The organism is Luteibacter sp., assembly GCF_035539195.1.
Taxonomy (GTDB): domain Bacteria; phylum Pseudomonadota; class Gammaproteobacteria; order Xanthomonadales; family Rhodanobacteraceae; genus Luteibacter.
The window spans coordinates 51549-68155 of the sequence record NZ_DATLIW010000032.1 but is presented as its reverse complement, the minus strand read 5'-3'; the positions used below and the strand labels follow the sequence as shown (position 1 = coordinate 68155).

Annotated in this window: 20 protein-coding genes; 12 read left to right on the top strand and 8 right to left on the bottom strand. The window is 60.5% G+C overall.

Annotation, left to right across the window (positions count from 1 at the left end; all coding sequences use genetic code 11):
- Positions 1 to 98 precede the first annotated feature (98 nt).
- Together VM621_RS12575 and VM621_RS12570 are read right to left on the bottom strand one after the other, a co-directional pair.
- Positions 99 to 575: a DDE-type integrase/transposase/recombinase gene (locus VM621_RS12575; RefSeq protein WP_325469304.1), complete on the bottom strand. Its 477-nt coding sequence runs from the start codon at positions 573 to 575 to the stop codon at positions 99 to 101.
- Positions 575 to 889: a DUF1153 domain-containing protein gene (locus tag VM621_RS12570; protein WP_325469303.1), complete on the bottom strand. Its 315-nt coding sequence runs from the start codon at positions 887 to 889 to the stop codon at positions 575 to 577. Before VM621_RS12570 ends, VM621_RS12575 begins: the two co-directional genes overlap by 1 nt.
- Before the next feature lie 299 nt (positions 890 to 1188).
- On the opposite strand from VM621_RS12570, the gene VM621_RS12565 reads away from it, so the two are divergent.
- From VM621_RS12565 to VM621_RS12555, 3 genes are all read left to right on the top strand, one after another.
- Positions 1189 to 1539 carry a nucleotide pyrophosphohydrolase gene (locus tag VM621_RS12565; protein ID WP_325469302.1) on the top strand — a complete coding sequence of 117 codons (351 nt, stop codon included), beginning with the start codon at positions 1189 to 1191 and terminating at the stop codon, positions 1537 to 1539.
- A 6-nt stretch (positions 1540 to 1545) separates the two neighbouring features.
- On the top strand, positions 1546 to 2622 hold the full coding sequence (locus VM621_RS12560; RefSeq protein ID WP_325469301.1) for a DUF3883 domain-containing protein: 1077 nt from the start codon (positions 1546 to 1548) through the stop codon (positions 2620 to 2622).
- 142 nt (positions 2623 to 2764) lie between these two features.
- Positions 2765 to 3478 (top strand): SOS response-associated peptidase, encoded by a 714-nt coding sequence (locus VM621_RS12555; protein WP_325469300.1) that lies wholly within the window; start codon positions 2765 to 2767, stop codon positions 3476 to 3478.
- Between the two features lie 157 nt (positions 3479 to 3635).
- On the opposite strand, the gene VM621_RS12550 is transcribed toward VM621_RS12555, so the two are convergent.
- The 3 genes from VM621_RS12550 to VM621_RS12540 form a co-directional block, all read right to left on the bottom strand.
- Positions 3636 to 4502: a hypothetical protein gene (locus VM621_RS12550; RefSeq protein ID WP_325469299.1), complete on the bottom strand. Its 867-nt coding sequence runs from the start codon at positions 4500 to 4502 to the stop codon at positions 3636 to 3638.
- Positions 4503 to 4572: 70 nt separating this feature from the next.
- Entirely contained in the window at positions 4573 to 5499 is a 927-nt protein-coding gene (locus VM621_RS12545; protein WP_325469298.1) for a Bpu10I family restriction endonuclease, read from the bottom strand.
- 11 nt (positions 5500 to 5510) lie between these two features.
- Entirely contained in the window at positions 5511 to 6707 is a 1197-nt protein-coding gene (locus tag VM621_RS12540) for a hypothetical protein (RefSeq protein WP_325469297.1), read from the bottom strand.
- Positions 6708 to 7489: 782 nt separating this feature from the next.
- Here VM621_RS12540 and VM621_RS12535 point away from each other — a divergent pair.
- From VM621_RS12535 to VM621_RS12515, 5 genes are all read left to right on the top strand, one after another.
- Positions 7490 to 7732 carry a hypothetical protein gene (locus tag VM621_RS12535; RefSeq protein WP_325469296.1) on the top strand — a complete coding sequence of 81 codons (243 nt, stop codon included), beginning with the start codon at positions 7490 to 7492 and terminating at the stop codon, positions 7730 to 7732.
- A gap of 169 nt (positions 7733 to 7901) precedes the next feature.
- Entirely contained in the window at positions 7902 to 8477 is a 576-nt protein-coding gene (locus VM621_RS12530; RefSeq protein WP_325469295.1) for a hypothetical protein, read from the top strand.
- Between the two features lie 16 nt (positions 8478 to 8493).
- On the top strand, positions 8494 to 8853 hold the full coding sequence (locus tag VM621_RS12525) for a hypothetical protein (RefSeq protein ID WP_325469294.1): 360 nt from the start codon (positions 8494 to 8496) through the stop codon (positions 8851 to 8853).
- Positions 8844 to 9485 (top strand): hypothetical protein, encoded by a 642-nt coding sequence (locus VM621_RS12520; protein ID WP_325469293.1) that lies wholly within the window; start codon positions 8844 to 8846, stop codon positions 9483 to 9485. Before VM621_RS12525 ends, VM621_RS12520 begins: the two co-directional genes overlap by 10 nt.
- Positions 9486 to 9647: 162 nt before the next feature.
- Complete coding sequence (locus tag VM621_RS12515) at positions 9648 to 10250, top strand: hypothetical protein (RefSeq protein ID WP_325469292.1); 603 nt, start codon at positions 9648 to 9650, stop codon at positions 10248 to 10250.
- 149 nt (positions 10251 to 10399) lie between these two features.
- Here VM621_RS12515 and VM621_RS12510 read toward each other — a convergent pair whose 3' ends face one another.
- Positions 10400 to 11059 (bottom strand): hypothetical protein, encoded by a 660-nt coding sequence (locus VM621_RS12510; protein WP_325469291.1) that lies wholly within the window; start codon positions 11057 to 11059, stop codon positions 10400 to 10402.
- Between the two features lie 147 nt (positions 11060 to 11206).
- Here VM621_RS12510 and VM621_RS12505 point away from each other — a divergent pair, with 147 nt between their 5' ends.
- From VM621_RS12505 to VM621_RS12490, 4 genes are all read left to right on the top strand, one after another.
- Complete coding sequence (locus VM621_RS12505) at positions 11207 to 11821, top strand: hypothetical protein (protein ID WP_325469290.1); 615 nt, start codon at positions 11207 to 11209, stop codon at positions 11819 to 11821.
- 612 nt (positions 11822 to 12433) lie between these two features.
- Positions 12434 to 13303, top strand: a complete 870-nt coding sequence (locus VM621_RS12500) for a hypothetical protein (protein ID WP_325469289.1) — start codon at positions 12434 to 12436, stop codon at positions 13301 to 13303.
- Between the two features lie 160 nt (positions 13304 to 13463).
- A complete protein-coding gene (locus VM621_RS12495; RefSeq protein ID WP_325469288.1) occupies positions 13464 to 14426 on the top strand; it encodes an alpha/beta hydrolase in 963 nt (320 codons plus the stop codon).
- A 28-nt stretch (positions 14427 to 14454) separates the two neighbouring features.
- Positions 14455 to 15204, top strand: coding sequence for an SDR family oxidoreductase (locus VM621_RS12490; RefSeq protein ID WP_325469287.1), 750 nt, complete (start codon positions 14455 to 14457; stop codon positions 15202 to 15204).
- A gap of 8 nt (positions 15205 to 15212) precedes the next feature.
- On the opposite strand, the gene VM621_RS12485 is transcribed toward VM621_RS12490, so the two are convergent.
- Together VM621_RS12485 and arsC are read right to left on the bottom strand one after the other, a co-directional pair.
- On the bottom strand, positions 15213 to 16127 hold the full coding sequence (locus tag VM621_RS12485) for a LysR family transcriptional regulator (protein ID WP_325469286.1): 915 nt from the start codon (positions 16125 to 16127) through the stop codon (positions 15213 to 15215).
- A gap of 68 nt (positions 16128 to 16195) precedes the next feature.
- Positions 16196 to 16606, bottom strand: coding sequence for an arsenate reductase (glutaredoxin) (gene arsC / locus VM621_RS12480; RefSeq protein ID WP_325469357.1), 411 nt, complete (start codon positions 16604 to 16606; stop codon positions 16196 to 16198).
- Position 16607: the final 1 nt, after the last annotated feature.

Here is a 16607-nt window from a genome sequence, read left to right as displayed (position 1 = left end):
TGGCTCGTCGTAAAGTAGGGACTTCGGCCGTCTGGGCCCCGTTACCAAACGAGGAATCAGCGCGTGAAGAAGTCGCGTTTTACCGAGGAGCAGATGGCCTATGCGCTCAAGCAGGCCGTGCTGGCCTTGCCACTGCGCGACAAATGCCAGCCAAGAAGTTCGCGGGTGTGGCAATCAATGACCAGCGCCAGGCTGAGCCAGCCGTCCTTGCCGCCCCAGACGCGGCACAGATCCGTCGACCAGCGCTCGTCCGGCCGGTAGGCGACCGATGGCAATGCCTGGATACGTGGACGCTGTCCGATGGGCCGTTTGCGCACCTGCCAGCCCTTGAGCTGGAAGATGCGCTGGACCGTGTTCTTGTTTATGCCCAGGAGGCCGGCGACGGCCCGGTAGCCGAACGAAGGCTCGGCCTCCAACAGGTCCTTGACCGGCACAGCGAGGACCTCCTGTACCCTCGGAGGCGCCTTGGTCGGGCGGTAATAGACCGTCCGCCGTGCGACACCGAACCATCGGCACAGCTTGACCATAGACACCTCGAAGCCATCGGCACGCAGTCCCTGCTGAAGTGAGGTCATCAGGTCTCGTCCTTGCCCAGCAGGGAGTTCAGTTTTTTTCCGGCGCGCAGTTCCAGCATGGCTTCGCCGTAGGCTTCCTGCAGGTCTTTCAGCTGCCGCTCGTACTGCTCGCGGACATCCTCCGGCTTGGCGCGCAGCGCGTTCTCCATGCCGCGCTTCGCGTCCTCGACCCAGCCTTCGATCTCCGAGGGCGGCAGGTCGAACTGGCGACTGGCTTCCGAAATCGACGTCTTACCCTGAATCACTTCCAGGACCAGCGCCGACTTCCGGCGGGCCGTCCAGCGCTTGATCTCTTCTTCCATCACGATGCTCATGGGAGTGTTCCCTTGGGAAAGTGACACCTGAGCAGGATTTCAGTGGGTCATTACAGGGATTCAGCCGAACAGGCGGCCGAGGGTCGCCCACTCATCCAGAGCGTGGTCGAGGTGGACGTGGCCTTGGCTATTAAGGCCCTGCGGCCACGACAAGCGACGATCCCTCGAATGCGCTCCGAGATTTCGGGCTTCGCACCGTTAATTCGCCCCGAGATTTGAGATAATTCTCCAAGCGCCCGGTCCGGCTTGTTCGCGGAGGCAGGAGGGTCGCCGGGACTTTGACGCCAAACGGGGGCGGTATGGACATAAAGGCGCTACAGGCCGTATTGCAAGATTTCGCTGATGCCAGGGGATGGGACAAGTTTCATGGTCCTAAGAATCTGGCGATGGCACTGTCTGTCGAGGCCAGCGAGCTGTTGGAGATCTTCCAATGGTTGAGCGATGACGCCGCCTCTCGAATTGCCGACGACGAAGTTTCCAAGCAACACGTCGCGGAAGAACTCGCGGATGTCGCGATCTACCTGTTGCGGCTCGCCGACAAGGTCGGGGTTGATCTGGAGGCATCGATACAGGCAAAGATAATCAAGAACGGTGAGAAGTACCCGGCGGAGCTCGTTTACGGCTCGGCAAAGAAATACACCGAGTACTGAGCGACTATGGCCGTATTCATCGTTCCCGCGGCCAACCGGGCAGCGCAGGAAAACTACGCAAAGACACTGACGTCACCAGTCAGTTCCGAACGTCGGCGCGCTCTTCCGTCTGATCTCGTTCTGCCGGAAGCTGACGTTTACGCTTGGGGCTTTCCTCGCAACGAGGGAAATCGTGAACTGTGGGCGCAGATGATTCCGGGGGATGTGTGTCTTTTTTACGCAAAGATTGAATCGAGTGGCGAGTACTGTTGGGCAGCTCGAGTCAATCGAACGGTAGAGGAGGGCTATGCAACGGCTGCCTCGAGCGCGTTTTGGGACAACGATGAATTTCTTCCTTACTTCATAGACAAGCCCATCCGTATAAAGGCGAGTACAGGCCAGTTGGCGGCGAGCCTCGCTCATGAAGCCAACTACATGGCATCACATCCATTGTCATCGATGCGGCTGGCTGACGAGAAGAGAGCTTCTCGTGCGATTGCGGAATTCGGAAGCTTCGACGACTGGGTCGTCGAGTTTGTCAGGGCGCACTCTATCGATTCGCTCGCCGGTAATGAGGTTGAACGCTATTTCTCCGCGCCGCCTCCAGTTGAAACGGGGCAGGAGATCGAATACGCGACGAACCTTTTCAAGCCCGTGATGAAGCGGGTACGCGGATCGCTTATCAGTGCTCCCAGTCAGTCGAGGCGCCTTTCGCTTCGAGCGAAGATGATTGGCGATGCTGGAGAACTGGCGACGATTGAGCATCTGCGTGTGACGTTGCCACCCTCGCAGGCTGCGACGGTCCGATGGGTGGCCAATGACGGTCAGACGCCAGGATGGGACATCGAACATCTTGACGAACACGGTCAGCTTGTTCGAATTGAAGTGAAGTCCACGGTTGGCGAGACATTCCCGTCGTTCGATATGACAGCGAACGAGTTGTACGCTTCAGAACAGCACGGCCCCGCGTACCACCTGTACCTCGTCGCGAACTGCCTATCGCCCGGGCGGCGTCGCCTGCAGGTCGTCCGAGACCCGTACAAGGAGTTTGCTGGACTTTTCGTACCATCGGTCTATCGGGTCGGATTCGCGAGCCCTCGATAGCTCTCGCAAACAGACCAAGTCAATATCGCGAGGGTCGGATGGAGGCGAACCCCACCCTTCAGGGGAAAAGCCAGGCCCCAGTCTTGGCTTCATCCAGACCGCATTGCCTCTTCGATCACGCCCCCCGCCGTACGCTCCCCCCATGTGCGGACGCTACGCCACCTACGGCCCCGTTTCCGTCTCCCGCCAGGCGCGGGAGGTGCTCGACGAGCTCGATCTGGATCTCGTCAGTGAAATCAATCAGCGCGATGACGCGTTCAACATTGCGCCAACCCACAGGGCCCTGGTGGTCACCCATGGCGAGCAGGGCTACGAAGCCGGGCTGCTGCGATGGGGCCTGATTCCATCGTGGGCCAAGGACGCCAAGCTCGGCGCCAAGACGATCAACGCCCGGGCTGAAACCGTCGCCACCAAGCCCGCTTTCCGTAACGCGTTCAAGAAGCGGCGGTGCCTTATTCCCGCCTCGGGCTTCTTTGAATGGCGCGTGGAGTCGGCTGGGAAGCAGCCGTATTTCATCCATGATCCGGCCGGGCACCTGTTGATGTTTGCCGGGGTATGGGAGGCCTGGCGCCCGTCCGAGAACGACGACTGGCTCAAGACATTCACGATCATCACCGGGGCACCGGGGAAGGTTTCCGGGGACATCCACGATCGCCAACCGGTGATCCTTCCGCCCGATGTATGGCAGGCATGGATGACCGACACCGTCGATGAAGCCGCCGCCCTTCTGGCCGCGGTTCCGGAGGCCGAACTGGTGTCTTACCCCGTGCCGAAGGCGGTTGGCTCTCCAAGAAACAATCGGCCCGAGCTGGTCCAGCCGATTACCGTCGACGCAGAGCCCGACGACCTGCTATGAACCGACGTTGCCGGGCGACCTGCAAGGCCGCGGCCACGGCGGTATACGGCTGAGTGCCTTTGTCTCGGCCTCGACGACAAGGCCGTGAACATCGTCCGCAGACAACTTACGCAGTTCGGCATTTGCCGAGTCGGTCACCTACTTGCCTCCGCTCCCTTCACCGGTGGCCAGGCGTGGAGATATCGCCGGAGGACTGATGTTTGCCAACAGGCTGCGATCGCGAGTCCGGCTCGTGCTTAGTGGGCATCGCTTCGGTGCTGGCAGCGGGGGCGGATTTGAGTGGATCAGTCGCGCCACCTTCCGTCGTCGGCGGCCCGATCATCTTGACCGTGACCTCATTGTGCTGAGCCGAAGGCTTTAGTTGGCTGTAGACAGTGAAAGCCAGGCTACCAAACGCAATGACCGCGGCTGTGCCAGCAATCCATAGTGAGCGATGCGCCGCGGACGCCGACGCACTCGCCGCGCGTACTGAGTCTTGTGCGTGCCACGCGTTGCCCACGTCGATCCAGAGTTTTGACGCCGTCCATCGCTCAGCAATCTGTGCGATCCCATCCAGCTCTGTGCGTTCCTGATCCATCGTCGGCAGGTGGGTGTAGCTCCTTCCGCTGCGCATCCACGCGTTGATCTCGAGCCATTCGTCGATGCACGAATCCTTCATTTCGGCAGCGAACTCGATAAACTTCCCGCGGGACGTCTCAAGTGCCGCCGCAGCCAGTTCGGGGCGGGGCTTCGCAAAACGGACGATTGTCTCGATCACCGCATTTCGAACCACTGCCTCGCAGTCGTTGAAGCGACGTTCTATCGATGCCTGAAATGCGAGGCGTGCGCGCATCCATTCTTCGCGTGAAGCCGGGGCCTCTGGGTCAATCCAGTCGGAATTAGAACGCGACTTCTCGCTGTTGTCGCTGGTGCTGCTCAGCTTCTCAATCAATTCACGCTTCCATCGACCAGCTAGAAGCGGCTCAAATTCACGCCACGCGCGCTCGATGTCGCTTGGAAGCTCGTCAATAGAATCCGACCGCACGATTCGATCCCTCTGCTTTCTAGCGTTCAACCGCCCTTCTCAGTCATGCCAATGAGGGAGGGAAGGTCAGTCAAAAATATCCCCGACCCAAGACGATGTCCTCGGCATCAGCCTCCTTCTCCGGAAAGCACTCCTCCAGATGCCACACGAAGCGCTCGAAGCACTTGATGTCGAGCGGATGCTTGTCGAGAAACGTCTCGTACTCAGCACGTGAGGCTTTACGTCCGGCAGTCGTCGCGAACTCTGCCCGCGTATTCGAAGTGAGGCGCTTCGCCTTTCGAAGGACGATAACCTCGTCGATCGACGTCAACTTCGTCGTAATCGGCGTCATGTCGAGGTATTCGCAAAGCAGGATGTACTTCGAGCCAGGCACGGCCTTCTTGAGCTCGGCCGCGGTTGCGGACGCTTCTTGAAACATCGTCTTGTCGAGGTTCGTCTTTATCTCGGCGGCAAAATGCGAGACGGAGAACTTTTCATTGAAGGAGGGAGATCCGTTCCCTGGCTCATCGGTGATCGTCATGCGATGAGACTTGGTGACCGAGAAATCCTGGTTCTTCAGCTTGATATTGGCGCCGCCAACGTGCAGGGCGACAAACGGCGAGGCGAAGCTCAAGCCAGCGAAAGAAGCGTGCGGCCCCGCACTGAGATTCTTGATTCTCTTGAGGCCGGGCAACAGGCGGTCATCGAAGAGGTACGGCAGAAACTCTTCGAGGATCGTGTTGTCGAGCTTCAGCTGGCCTTTCTGCCTATACAGGAAATCGCTTTCAGAATCGAAGATAAGCTCGAGATCGACGTGTTTCTTGTAGTTGTTAAGAGCCTTCACATGCGAAGCCAGCACGCTACGTGGTTTGCCCTTGGCGGCTTTCATCGCAGCGATCCAGGCGTTGTAGGCCTCGATCGTTCGCTCTACGCGTTTCTTGTCCGCCTTCGGTAAGTTCTTGTTCTTCAGAAGAGCGTCCAGCTTCTTGCCGTGCGCCTTCGTGCGGATCACTTCCATAGTTACCTCGGTCAGGCGAAATAAGCGGGGAAATCCAGTGCTACGGCTGGCGACGGGGCAACGGAACTCGACTTCTCGATGGCTTCGTCAAGAAGCGCCTTGCTCTTGTCGGGGGCCGTCGGCCTTGCGTTGACGAGCGTGTCCAGGGCGATGCCGTAGGCGCTGCCGTTCCGATTCTCGTCTGCGTTGTTTCTGGTGACGAAGAACATATCTTCCTTGATCTCTTCCCCAAACCGATTCAAGAAGCTCCGCGTCTCGTGTGCGTCCACGTTGAAGCAGTGCATGTCTGCGAGAAGTCTCTTGACGATCTCGCCATTCTCAAACGAGGTTCCGAGGACGTTCGACGTCCGACCGAGAATCATTACCAAGCGACCGTTCTCTCGCATCACCCGGCCGATATCGGAAAGCGACGCCCGCATGTCGAGACAGTACTGGGTGACCGTGTGGAAGCGATTCGATCGGTTCTTGCGGTTGGAACCAATTTCCGCAGGCGCCGCCTTCAGGGGCGTCCACCCCAGGCGCTCGGCGGCGGGCCGATAGTTCTGGTGGTAGTTGAAGACGTTGATGTACGGCGGGGACGTCACAACCAGATCGATCGACGCGTCGGGTAGGGACGAGCTTCGGGCATCTCCCAGGACGCAGTCGGCCATGAATGACGTGGCGTCCATTTCGTCGAGCATGTCCAGCACCGATCGGCAGGCGCGGGTCATCGAGTTCTCTGAGTAGCTTTGCCCGTTGCCCATCGCAAGAATGAAGCAGGCCGCCGTCGCCAGTCGCGAGAAAGGCAATTCATGGGACTGGATGTGTTCAAGCACACCGAGGTGTTCCAACCCATTGGCGTACCGGGTAGCCACCATCGCGAATGACGCGACGTCCGCCTTTGCGGCGAGCTTCTCGGGCTTGCCAAGCTTGGAATAGCGGGACAGCACGGCCAGGTGCCAGGCAGCGGGATTGATCTCCGTTCCGATGGCATGAAAGCCAAAGCCCAGCGCCTCATACAAGACGGTTCCGCTTCCGCAGAACGGATCGTATGCCGTCGTGACGTTATGGCCCACCAGCTCGAAGAGGTATTCGACAAGCTCCGGCGAGAACTGCCCTCGCCATGGAAGTCTGCTGTGCCGGGAGCGTTCCGATACGTCGAGCCGGCCTTGGCTCACGGATCCCGCGATACCCGCTGGCACGACCTTCGACAGGGCGATCTGGTTCATCTTTCTTAGGCCGTCCGGTCTCTTCGTGGTGCAATTGTGCTGCTAAAAGGTGCCGTCTGGGCTCTCCGAAGGGATTGTTCCCGCCCCAGGTCGGACCTCATTGGCGAGGAGGGCATCCCCCCGCGAAATCGAGTCCCGACGCGGTCGTGGCGAGGTCCCAGGGGCGCCCGTAGATTGGCGGGCAGTTTACCGTGACTGGACATTGCCGTGCAGGCGGAATACGGGGGAGGTCGTAGCCACGAACTAGCGATTGGCCCGTTGAAGGTCCGCATTAAGGGCCAGACCTACAGACAACCCAATGTTGTTTTGCTACGGTCGTTCCGTTGCCTGCGTCGTCGCCATCAAAGCCGCGCAGACAACCATCGCTCAAAGCGGTGAAAAGCGCAGACCGGGAGTGCTGTAACACCCCCGGCCTGCTGACCATAACCAACTAGCAGAGAGCTGATAATGGCTACCCCCGATCATACGGCACCCGCTCGCCCGCCGAATCCCCTCGGCGACACCCCCAACGGTTACCGGCCTGTCTGCCTACCGCGCAGACACGGTTGAAGAACCGCGGCGGCGGCCGCTTTTCTAAGATCTTTCTTGGCTGTCCTACCCGGCACGTAGCCGCTTGGGTGGGTGGTCAGGGCTGACGCCGCGATCCACTTCGTCAACGCATGCCGCCGGCGCCCGGACACGGGCAGCCGTTCATCCCGCGAGTCCTATGGTCCGCGGCACGCCGCGCTGTGCTCGGCGTGCCGCAACTTGGGCGCGCGCGGCCACCCGAAAGGAAGAAGACCATGAGTGCCATCAGTGAAGCGGAAACCTCCACCCACGATCTCCTGAACCAGGCCACCGAGTGGCTGCAATACGCCCGAGGCCTCACCGAGCTGTTGGCCGAACTCGTGCACGAGGCCGATACGGTCGATTGCAACCGCATGGCGTTGGGACTTGAAGCCATCAGTGCGCTGACGCGCTTGGGTGCGCGCTGTACGGCGGAGGCGCATGCGCGTTTGACGTGGGAGCGGGCAGGGCGGGTATGAGAATCGCAGCCACGGTGAATAGAAGAATTCTGAAAAGTGGCTGATTGCCCTGTTGGCGCTCCGCTTTGCCGTCTTGCTACTGCATCCTTGCGAACCTCAAAGTTGGCAGGACGCATTCGCCTGTCCGACTTAGGTCCGACTGATAAAAGGATTTTGGAGACTTCGCTAGATGACATCGTTTAAGCCAATCCCAGAGCTCGCCGGGCCACTGTATGGAAAACATCCGTGGCCGCTACGCTTTCACCGTCACGGCTTTCATGCGGTGTGCTTCAACTCGCTCTACTGCAGCATCATCTACAACGGGCATCAGTTCGGGACGCGTCAGTACGAGTACGACGGCACTCCGATAGACAAGCCCTCCGGGCCTCCTCCCTTTGAGTCCTGGCGCGACCAATGGACTGGTAGCCACAGCATTAGTCCCGTGCGCGGCAAGACGTTCACCAGCACCGTCGACATTGAATGGGGCTCCCTGGACGGCCGGCGGCACGGCACGTCCATCGACCTTGATGTGCTGTTCAAGGAGCGCCTGATCCTTCACAAGGTAGGGCGTGACGAGGTCAAGGAGGCCTGGTTGGCCACCACGTCCTTATCCCCAGTGAGTCCCGACCTCCTCGTAGAGGTGAACGACGCTGTCGTGAACGTCTACATGCGAGCGATCGTCGCGACCGAAGCGGAACAGATTCCTGGCAACAGCCACAGTCACTTCCGCGACGACATCATCCTTGCCTGGACCCGTACCTACTGAGCAAGGAGTGCTCGCAGTGAAAGATATTCGATTGCATATTGACGGCGCCCCGCACGACGGCGTCGGGCATGACCTTGCATCGCAGGAGACCCTCGCTCGCTTCAAAGAGGCCGAAGGCATGCTTAGCGAACTCCGGGCACCCATCCTGGTCCGCGCGCGTCATCGAAACGAGAGGCTCTTCATCGCGGCGTTCGATGGGACGGGAAACAACAAGTTTCTCGACCCGCATCATGCAACCAACGTTGCCAAGATCGACGATGCGGTGGTCTCCCAGGGGTTGTTCACCGACGCGCACTTGCGTAGGGCAGCGGAACGACCGGTGCATCCGCTATCTTTCAGCCTTCGAATCCACGGATATGAACCTCCATGCGAATGAAGCTCCGCCTCGTTGCCCTGGCCCTCTACACCATAGTCACCACCGCCACGGCGGGTGCCTTGGGAGTCGCGCCCCTTCAGCCGGACGACCGGGACGGCGCTGCCACTTACTACACCAACGGAAGCCAGCTGCTTAAGGGCCTGCAGTACCCAGATCAGTACGGCAATGCCCGCATCTTCGCTTTTGGTGCCAGCAAGAACGGCCCATCGATCGACGACAAGAGTTACGTCTCCTTGCATGCCTACGGATTTCTTGAGGATCACGGCGGCTACCTGACCAAGTGGGAGATCAAGGACACCAACAGTACTCAACTCTGTGGGCTCCAGCTCCTGATGCCACTGGTCGACGTCATTGACGCTGGTGACGGCAACGCGCTGGTCACAGTTCCGTACTGGATCGCCTGCGATGGCCTCGACGGCACCGTGGTCAAGCTGATCATGGTCTACAAGGACAAGAAGTACGCCATCCGCGGTAGCCTGCCGAACCAGGACACCGACGAGATCACCGAGACGCCGAGCGCCAACTTCAAGGAGCTGCCGGCAGCTGTACAGAAGACCGCGCTGGCGTACTACGCGAAGGTGGAGGCGGCGGCCAAGAAGGCAGCTGACTGGTCGGACCCGCGAGCTTTATGACGAGTCGGAAACAGCGACTGCTGAGATGAAACGGCTGCCGGGGTCGTGCTCATGGCCCCGAGTGACCAGAGCATGTCTGGATGGGCTGGCATTCGCCTTGATAGCCACCATGACAACGCGTGTCGTAGATCTGTGTTTGACATTTCCTGGATATAAAACAGCATGAAGCTCAAATGCCTTGCGGCAATATTCACTCTAGGCGTGGCCATGTATGGCGTCGTGGAAGCACATGGAAGGCCGCGTGATCCGGTATCGCCGAATGCGAACTCCGTAGCTGTGGCAAAGATTCCCGTGCGCTTCAACCAGCGCGCGTCGACCTCAATTGGAAACGGTGAGAACTGTGTAGTGGGCGAGGTGGGTGACGAAGACGGTATGAACAATCGCCCCTTCGTCTATCTCGCAGGCGCGACTAACCGCAACGTGCATTGGGGAAAGCCTCTCGGTATTCCTAAGTTCTATTACGAAGGTCGCGCCACACATTGCGTACGAAAGGCTGAGTATCTCTACGTTCTGGTTCAGCTCAGCACGAGCTCGTTTCAGTCAACAAATCAAGGCGAGTTGCATGTTCTGAAGCTTCAGATCGATGACGGATCCGTCGAAGCCGATGTCGAGGTGGTGGTCCCAAACGCCAAGCGCGCATACTCGGCATGGGCGTGGGAGGACGACGACCTTCGGCTCATGGACGACGGAGTGATGGTGCGCGGCCTGTATCGGTACTCCGATCTGGAAGACGACCTCCCGTTCTCCGTGATATTGAAAATGTAGATTGCGGATCGGGTTCGCTTACGCTAATCCGAGTCTCTCTCGGACGCCCGCGCCAGTGCTTGCGTGTCGACATATTCCCGAGCGTTCGCCACCTTTCCACCGTTTCACGAGTGAGTCGGTGGACCCTGACTGAGCTGAACTTCAGGTGGTCAGGATGGGCTCGACGCCAAATCGGGTTCCAGCTGCTCGAGCCCAAACTCCAGGATCAGCTTCATCCGATCGCGCCGTGTGCGCTGAAAGGAAATCCTCCAGCTCGTTATGTACATCACCGCTATGAGCGTCGCTACAAACGCTCGCAGGGCGACGCTCAACGTCGAAAGGTGATTTGAAAGGATGGCATCCGCTTGGGTGTAGAGGATGCCCAGTCCTGCAAGCAATCCGAGACCTGCTGTAGGCCCGAAGATCATGCCGAAGGCCATCTCTTCGGTGAGCGCTCGCTCTTTCAATGTTTGAATTGAGCGCACAATGCTGGCTCTTTCAAAAGTGGCAACCCAACTAATTGTCTCGCCATCCTCGGTGGCAAGCCTGTCGTATTCGAGCAACCATTCTTTGTCATCCATAGCTCTTGTTCGCCGCATGTCTCGGTAGAAGACAGCACCGGCGAGGAACTCGATGGCAAGCGTAACTAGGCCAATCCAGCGAAGGTCTTGCCGGAATGTGAAACTGGCTACGGTGGTTGCGACGTAGGAGACCACCATGATGATGAGCATCGCACGGCGCTTCGGCGACGTCCCTTGATCATGGAACACCCTTTCGCGAGATGCGGAAAGTCTCTCTTGAAGCTCGTGCAACGATACGTGGCTTGGCATTCCCGCTCCTTTGGCTTCTTGTCCATGAGTATTGAATCACTCGTTGTGATCCTCCGTTACGCATTTCGGCGAGGCGCCAATAATCTTTAGCAAGTCGCGTATGCTTATCCTCAAGCCCACAGGAGCATTGGGAAAGGGAAGGCGTTTATGAGAACAGCGATCGCTCGCACCTTTGGCGTCCATGCCCGCTGGCCGGCGCTGGCCCTAGCGGCTTTCATGGCCAGGCCCGTCTATGCCAACGACACATCCATTCTTTCTCAGATCCAGGCCGTGGACCTTAGTAGTCGCGTAGCCCACCAGGTGCCAGGAGTGACCGATCCGGTTGCGGCCGCCAAGGCGAGCGACGAAGCAAAGCTGCGCCCGCCACCGGACCTTGAAGACCTGTGGCTCACGATCCTGCTCAAGATGGCGCCAAACAGCACGCCTGCTCCACGAAGCTACGGAAGCACCTGGTACGTCAGCGTCAGCACGGGGGCTGAAAAACCTGTCGATATCCCGGCAACCGCCATCGCCAAGGCACAGATTCCGGGCATCAAGATTCTTCCGGCAAGCGCCGCGCCAAGCGGAACAGTGGTAAGCGGCGCCACGCAAGGGGACTACCACATCGGCATTGGCCTCCCGCTAAAGCGCCCGGACGGAAACTACGACGTCACGTACGGTTACTACTGCGGCGTGGTCTGCGCAGCTTCGATGACAGCCGTTATGTCTCACGATCGTTGGGGCTGGCGTATCGTTTCGAGCCGGACGAACTGGGTCTCCTGACAAAAGCGCAGAGTGTGACGGCGGGTGCGACCTGTTGAACCGCTACGGGGCCGATCGCCCGTCAGAGACGTATGGCGAGTTCCTGAAGTCGGAGGAGGGCATCGCGACCAATGTCCTTGCTTAAGGACTTCTACACGCTGACCGAGAAGGGCCTGGATCTCATCCCCGTGGTGCTCAACACGTCCTTCGGAGCGCGAAGCACGATTCGAAGTCGTACGTGGGGGCGCCAAGGAGTTCCTTTCTCGACTAAGCCGAAGCCCGATGCAGACGGCCAAAAAGGGTAAAGGCGCTGGTCCGCAATGGCGGATGTCTGTTTCCTGAGAGCCGATGAAGTGTGACCCAGATCACCTTCCTTTTGCATCGCAGCGTGCGCCACCGAACAGACATCTATACAGTTTGCCGTGCTGGTTTAGATCGATCTAAATCAGCAGGAAAATACGACACGCCATCAACGGGGTAACGCGGAACATCGCTCCGACAGCGAAGGAATTCGGAGTGCGCGTTGGGTAGTGGCGTCAGCTCATAGACAACCATCGGAGCAGGTTAATGAGTCTCAAGTCTCGGTTTAAGCGCACGCGCATCACAGCTGCTTTGCTTCTCTCGATCGCCGGATTGACCGTTTCCTCCGCATCGCTCGCCGATACCACCGGTTACATAGGCATTTTCGGCGGCGGACCGATCTACAAGAACGCCAACAACAACATCAAGGAGCTGAGCCAGTCCGGCTTTACCGAAGTCATCGTGTGGAGCGTCGAGGTCAAGGCGAATGGCGATCTCAACCTCAACGGTGAATTCCCCATCGTTTCCAACGGTGCCTATATCGGCAACCAGACGTATCCCGGCTTCGTGTCCAACCTGGCTGCCCTCAAGACCGCTGGCGTCAAGCGCATCACCTTCAGCATCGGCTCGTCGAACGTCGGCGACTTCCAGGACATCAAGGCGCTTGTGAACAGTACGGGCGCCGGTGGTGGCACGGGTACGCAGAGCACGCTCTACCGCAACTTCCAGGCGCTCAAGCAGGCCATCCCTTCGATCGATGCGATCGACCTGGATGACGAGAACAGCTACGACGCCGCGTCGACCGTGGCGTTCTCCGTGATGCTCGGCAAGCTTGGCTACCACGTCATGCCGGATGCCTACACGAACGCCTCTTACTGGAAGTCCGTGGTCACGCAGATCAACAGCCAGCGTGCCGGTACGGTCGATGGCGTGCACCTGCAGGCCTACGCCGGCGGTGCGGGTAACAGCCCCTGTTCGGGTTGGGACTTCGGCGGGGTGCCGGTCTATCCGGGAATCGGCGATTCGTCGATCGGTGGCGACACGGTGTCCAGCGCCCAAACCAAGATCGCCGGTTGGGAAGGGCAGTGCGCGATTACCGGGGCCTTCCTCTGGCTTTATGACGATGTAGCCGGCAAGACGTACAACGGTAAGACGCTCTCGGCAGCGTATGCCGGCGCGATCGATGCGGGCCTGACGCCGTAAGCGATCCTCGGGCGCACGACCTCGTGGGTCGTGCGCCCTTCTCGTTTTGAGGGGGTAGAGAACACGTTCGGACCTATCGAACGTGTTCATCGGTGTCTTGGGACGTCTTCCCCCGATCACCAGCGCAGCATGGTCAGCACTTCCCCGATGGAGTTCTGCCATGAAACCTTGGATCTATGCCGCCACCCTGTGGCTCGGTGCCTCGGCGTTGTTTTCGCCGGTGGCATCGCACGCCCAGGCTGCGCCCCTCCCGCCGGCGGCCGACCAGGCCCTTGTCCATGAAGGCAAGCAGGAGGTCAACGGCGTTCGCTATCACTACCTGATCGCCCGCGGCGGTCCCCAGGTGGTCGTGCTGCTTCACGGCTGGGGCTCGACGTCCTACATGTGGCGCTATGTCATGCCGGCGCTGGCCCACCGCGGTTACACCGTCCTTGCGCCGGACCTTCGCGGCCTGGGTGACACCGGTCGTCCCGCGGGCGGTTATGAGAAGGCCAACATCGCCCAGGACATCCACGCCCTGGTGGCGGCGCTGAAGCTCGGCCCGGACGTGAGCGTGGTCGGCCACGACATGGGCGGCATGGTGGCGTATGCGTATGCCAGCCAGTTTCCGAATGAAACGCGCACGTACACCATCATGGACGTGCCGCTTCCCGGTATCGATCCCTGGGACAAACTGATCGGCACGGATCGCGTCTGGCACTTCCACTTCTTCGGCCAGCGCGATGTACCGGAGCTGCTGGTCCAGGATCACGTCGCCGAATTCCTGCCGTGGTTCCACAACAACGAGGCCGTCAACGCCGGCGCGTTCACCAAGGAAGTCGACGACTACTACGTTCGCAAGTACAGCATGCCGGGTGCCCTGCGGGCCGGCTTCGAGTACTACCGCGCCTTCGGCCAGGACGCGAAGGACAACGCCGTGTTTTCGCGTACCCCGCTGACCATGCCGGTGCTTGCCCTGGGTGGCGCCGGCAGCTTCGGTCCGCTCATCGGCGACCAGATGAAGCATGTGGCGACCAACGTTCGCACCGTGCAGATCGAGAACGCAGGGCATTGGATCGCCGAAGAACAGCCGGACCAGGTCATCGCGGCCCTCACCGGTTTCCTTCCCGCACCCCGTAAGTAATCATCACCATCCCTCTCGGAGATACGTCATGAACCGTTTTACAGGTAAGAACGTGGTCGTCACCGGTGGCACCAGTGGTATCGGCCTTGCCGTTGCCAAGGCTTTTATCGATGAAGGCGCCACCGTGCTCGTTACGGGTCGCGATGCCGCCGGCCTCGAACGCACCGCCGCCCTGCTCGGCGAGAAAGCCATCGTCATCCGCAATGACGCGGGGGTCATCGCCGATGCCCGCGCCCTCGCCGCCAAGGTCAGTGAACTGGGCCTGGGTCTGGACGCTGTATTCATCAACGCCGGGGTGGCCAAGTTCGCCGGCCTGGCCGAGGTGGACGAGTCCCTTTGGGACCTCAGCTTCAACACGAACGTCAAGGGAGCTTATTTCCAGTTGCAGGCGCTCGCGCCGCTGCTCAACAAGGGTGCGTCGATCGTGTTGAACGGCTCGATCAACGCGCACATCGGCATGCCGGGTTCGTCGGTGTATGCGGCGACCAAGGCCGCGCTCATTTCGTTTGCGCGCACCTTGTCGGCCGAACTGATCCCGCAGGGCGCTCGGGTGAACGTGGTCAGTCCCGGTCCGATCGAAACCCCGCTGTACGGCAAGCTGGGCATGGACGAGGCCACCTTGAAGGAAACGGCGGCGGGCATCCTCGCCCAGGTTCCGGTCGGCCGCTTCGGTCGTGCGGAAGAAGTCGCCGCGGCCGTGCTGCACCTGGCGTCGCCGGAGTCGGCTTTCATCGTCGGCACGGAGATCATCATCGACGGCGGCATGAGCCAGCTCTGACCCTCGCGCTAGGCGCTGATCGGTAGCCCCTGGATCAGGCGTTTGGCCAGCCGGGGCTGCCGAAACTGCTCGACCCACCAGGCCAGCGCGCGGCCTTCGGCGTCGCCGCGCCAGGCCACGTACAGGGTATTGGGCTCGCGCGGGTCGGCCACGCGCTTCTCCACAAGTTGCCCGGCGGCGATCAGTGCCTGGGCGCGTTGCCTGGGCACCCATCCCACGCCGAGTCCCTCGCGTTGGGCAAGCACCTTGGCCCGCATGCTGGGCACGGCGAGCTTGCGTTGGCCGCCGACGGTGCCGTAGCCGCGCGAGGCGTTACGGGATGAGTCGGCGACGACGATCGCGCGATGCTTCGCGATGGTGTCGGCGTGCAACGGCTCCGCGGTCTTTGCCAGCGGGTGCCGCGGGGAGACGGCGAAGACCCATTCCATGACACCCAGCTCGTGCCAGCGAAGCGTGGGAATGGCTGGCGGCTCATTGGTCGCGCCGACAACGAGGTCCGCACGACCTTCCCGTAAGGCCTCCCAGGTACCGCCCAGGACTTCGTGGGTGAGGCGCAGCTGCACGCCGGAGTCGAGGGCGTCGAAGGCACGAAGCGACGGGAACAGCAGCTCGAACTCGAGGATCTCGTCGGTCACGATCGAGAGCCGGTCCTCCCATCCGTTGGCTACCTGCTTGACGCGTTGCGTGAGCCGGGCGTGGTCCTCCAGGAGGCGGGTGGCCTCGTTGGTGAGGAGCTGCCCAGCCGGGGTGAGCTGGAGTCGATAGCGCCGCCGGTCGAAGAGCAGGGCGTCGAAGCGCTCTTCCAGTTGGCGTGCCGCGCTGGAAAGCGTCGAGGGTGCCTTTCCGAGCTTTGCCGCGGCGCGCGAGAGACTACCGGTCTCGCGGATGGCCTCGAGGAGGGCGAGTTCGTCTTCCGAGAGCATGGCCGTTCCCCAGGGCGTCTTTGGCTGAGGCATGTTACGTCACGCTCAGGCGAGCACGAAGCGGTGATTCAAACCTTCGGTTTTGCGCCCACCACTTCGCCGTCTTCCTTGGTGAAGGGAGTAGCCAGCGGCGGAATGATCTCCAGCACCACCTCGGACGGCCGGCACAGACGCGTGCCTTTCTCCGTCACGACGAAAGGCCGGTTGATCAGGATCGGATGCGCGAGCATGGCGTCGATCACTGCCTCGTCGCTGACCGAGGGATCGTTCAAGCCCAACTCGCCGAACAGGGCTTCCTTCTGACGCGCGGCCTCACGCGGGGTGAGGTCCGCATCGACCAGAAGACGCAATAACGTGGCCCGATCCGGCGGCGTCTTCAGGTACTCGATCACGGTCGGCTCAATGCCGGCATGACGAAGGATCGCCAGCGTGTTGCGCGAGGTGCCACAGCGGGGGTTGTGATAGATCGTTGCGTTCATG

What these genes read in the sequence shown, in the direction of transcription:
- VM621_RS12575 (WP_325469304.1), bottom strand. Translation starts at nt 575, where the DNA reads ATGACCTCACTTCAGCAGGGACTGCGTGCCGATGGCTTCGAGGTGTCT.
- VM621_RS12570 (WP_325469303.1), bottom strand. Translation starts at nt 889, where the DNA reads ATGAGCATCGTGATGGAAGAAGAGATCAAGCGCTGGACGGCCCGCCGG.
- VM621_RS12565 (WP_325469302.1), top strand. Translation starts at nt 1,189, where the DNA reads ATGGACATAAAGGCGCTACAGGCCGTATTGCAAGATTTCGCTGATGCC.
- VM621_RS12560 (WP_325469301.1), top strand. Translation starts at nt 1,546, where the DNA reads ATGGCCGTATTCATCGTTCCCGCGGCCAACCGGGCAGCGCAGGAAAAC.
- VM621_RS12555 (WP_325469300.1), top strand. Translation starts at nt 2,765, where the DNA reads ATGTGCGGACGCTACGCCACCTACGGCCCCGTTTCCGTCTCCCGCCAG.
- VM621_RS12545 (WP_325469298.1), bottom strand. Translation starts at nt 5,499, where the DNA reads ATGGAAGTGATCCGCACGAAGGCGCACGGCAAGAAGCTGGACGCTCTT.
- VM621_RS12540 (WP_325469297.1), bottom strand. Translation starts at nt 6,707, where the DNA reads ATGAACCAGATCGCCCTGTCGAAGGTCGTGCCAGCGGGTATCGCGGGA.
- VM621_RS12535 (WP_325469296.1), top strand. Translation starts at nt 7,490, where the DNA reads ATGAGTGCCATCAGTGAAGCGGAAACCTCCACCCACGATCTCCTGAAC.
- VM621_RS12530 (WP_325469295.1), top strand. Translation starts at nt 7,902, where the DNA reads ATGACATCGTTTAAGCCAATCCCAGAGCTCGCCGGGCCACTGTATGGA.
- VM621_RS12520 (WP_325469293.1), top strand. Translation starts at nt 8,844, where the DNA reads ATGCGAATGAAGCTCCGCCTCGTTGCCCTGGCCCTCTACACCATAGTC.
- VM621_RS12515 (WP_325469292.1), top strand. Translation starts at nt 9,648, where the DNA reads ATGAAGCTCAAATGCCTTGCGGCAATATTCACTCTAGGCGTGGCCATG.
- VM621_RS12510 (WP_325469291.1), bottom strand. Translation starts at nt 11,059, where the DNA reads ATGCCAAGCCACGTATCGTTGCACGAGCTTCAAGAGAGACTTTCCGCA.
- VM621_RS12505 (WP_325469290.1), top strand. Translation starts at nt 11,207, where the DNA reads ATGAGAACAGCGATCGCTCGCACCTTTGGCGTCCATGCCCGCTGGCCG.
- VM621_RS12495 (WP_325469288.1), top strand. Translation starts at nt 13,464, where the DNA reads ATGAAACCTTGGATCTATGCCGCCACCCTGTGGCTCGGTGCCTCGGCG.
- VM621_RS12490 (WP_325469287.1), top strand. Translation starts at nt 14,455, where the DNA reads ATGAACCGTTTTACAGGTAAGAACGTGGTCGTCACCGGTGGCACCAGT.
- VM621_RS12485 (WP_325469286.1), bottom strand. Translation starts at nt 16,127, where the DNA reads ATGCTCTCGGAAGACGAACTCGCCCTCCTCGAGGCCATCCGCGAGACC.
- arsC (WP_325469357.1), bottom strand. Translation starts at nt 16,606, where the DNA reads ATGAACGCAACGATCTATCACAACCCCCGCTGTGGCACCTCGCGCAAC.